Source organism: Paraburkholderia unamae (genome assembly GCF_003268775.1).
Taxonomy (GTDB): domain Bacteria; phylum Pseudomonadota; class Gammaproteobacteria; order Burkholderiales; family Burkholderiaceae; genus Paraburkholderia; species Paraburkholderia unamae.
In genome coordinates this window covers 1-1671 of sequence record NZ_QLSU01000072.1, presented here as the reverse complement: position 1 = coordinate 1671, position 1671 = coordinate 1, and the positions used below count along the sequence as shown (strand labels likewise).

Sequence of the window (1671 nt, the reverse complement as noted above, 5' to 3'; positions counted from 1 at the left end):
TGTCATGGCCAGATAGAGATGTCTGGTCTCCGGCTCAATAGAAATGTCCGGTTTTAGTGAGGTTTGCTTCTGTCTTTCCCGGGTTTGATCTCCATTCCGTTTTGAAGGATAGCGTCTGGAGCAGCAGGACGCTGGTGCACATTCAGCGAGCCCTCGAAGACCGCCGGCCAGGTTTTGAATCTGGCTTTGCGTCCTGCGCCAGCTTCACGATCACCGCTTCCATGTCCGCCTGCGTGAACTCGCGCGTCTTCTTCGTGCCCGGCACCCGCTCGGCCTGGCGCACCTCGATGCCGCGGTTCGTGCGCGAGGGCGAGCCTGACGCGCGCCGGTCGTCACGCTGCGCCTGCAACGCCTGCGCCACCTCCAGCGCGTGCGCCAGACGCTTGTGCTCGACCACCGCCCCCTGGTCCACCTCGGTGAGCCGGTCATACTCGCGGTACGGCAGTATCCGCGCATCGGCCCGCAACTCGATGCGTCCGTCCGGGTACTCCCAGACCTCGATGTAGCGATGCACCAGCTTCCGGTTCTGTGGCGTATCGTCGAGCAGGTACATCACGCGGTCGTACTGCACCGTGAGTGACTTCGTCACGCGCCGCGTCTCGCGCCAGGTGAGCAGGGCGTCCAGATCCTCGTCCTCACGCAACGGCCGGTGCGCGTTGAACGTGCTCCTGGGCGGCTTCGCAAAGCGCACGTTGTAGGCAGCCACGAAGGCAGGCGCATACGCATTCGCGTCCGCCGCCGTGCTGATGCCGCGCAGGCGCAGCTCCTTCACCAGGCGGTCCTGCAGCGTCAGGTGGGCACGCTCCACACGGCCCTTGGCCGAGCTGCTATTGGCGCAGAACGTCTCGATGTTCAGTTCGTACATCGCGCGCCCGAAGTGCGTCACGCTGCGTCCGGTCTCGTGGGCCCTGACACTGCGGAATACGCTTGCCTTGTCGCTGTACAGCGCCACCGGCTTACCATGACGCTCCAGGTATGCACGCGTCGCCTCGAAGTAGCTGAAGGTCGATTCGGTCTGCGTGAAGTGCAGGTGCATCAGGCGACTTGTCGCGTCGTCCACATACACCAGCAGCGTGCAGGCCGGTGCGCGCTCCTCAAACCAGCGGTGATCGCTGCCGTCGATCTGGACGAGTTCACCCAGGCACGCGCGCCGGGCCCGTGGCTGATAGACCTTCGGCGGACGCTGCGCGCGCGGAATCCACAGGCCCGCATCGCGCATCCATCGACGTACGGTCTCCTTTGCCAGCCAGATGCCGTGGCATTCAGCGAGCTTCTCGCACGCCAGCGTTGGCCCGAAATCGGCGTAGCGTTCGCGCACCAGCGCCATGGCCCGGGCCCGCAGGTCGACTGGCAGTTCCCGGTTGCTCGGCTGCCCACGCCGGCACGACACGAGGCCTGCCGGGCCTGCGGCCTCATAGCGCCGGCACAGCCGGCTGATCTGCCGCTCGCTGAGCCGCAGCCGCTCAGCCGCCTGAAAACACCGCAGGCGGCCTTCAACGACCGCCTCGATGACCTTGACCCGCTCGAGTTCGCGCATGCTTGCCGTGATCAGCTCACGTCCGTTCATGGTTCGCCCCTGGTCGACGCCTCACGCGAGCGTGCGCGTCAACTAGGGCAGAAATCGGACATTTCTAATGAGCCAGAACCGGACATTTCAAAAAAGCCGTAACA

Annotated in this window: 1 protein-coding gene; it reads right to left on the bottom strand. The window is 64.8% G+C overall.

Annotated features, from left to right (window positions below):
- Positions 1 to 142 precede the first annotated feature (142 nt).
- On the bottom strand, positions 143 to 1567 hold the full coding sequence (locus C7401_RS44190; protein ID WP_112178363.1) for an ISNCY family transposase: 1425 nt from the start codon (positions 1565 to 1567) through the stop codon (positions 143 to 145).
- Positions 1568 to 1671 lie beyond the last annotated feature (104 nt).

Bases quoted from the DNA above. Each gene is read 5' to 3' on its own strand.
- C7401_RS44190 (WP_112178363.1), bottom strand. From the start codon at position 1,567: ATGAACGGACGTGAGCTGATCACGGCAAGCATGCGCGAACTCGAGCGG.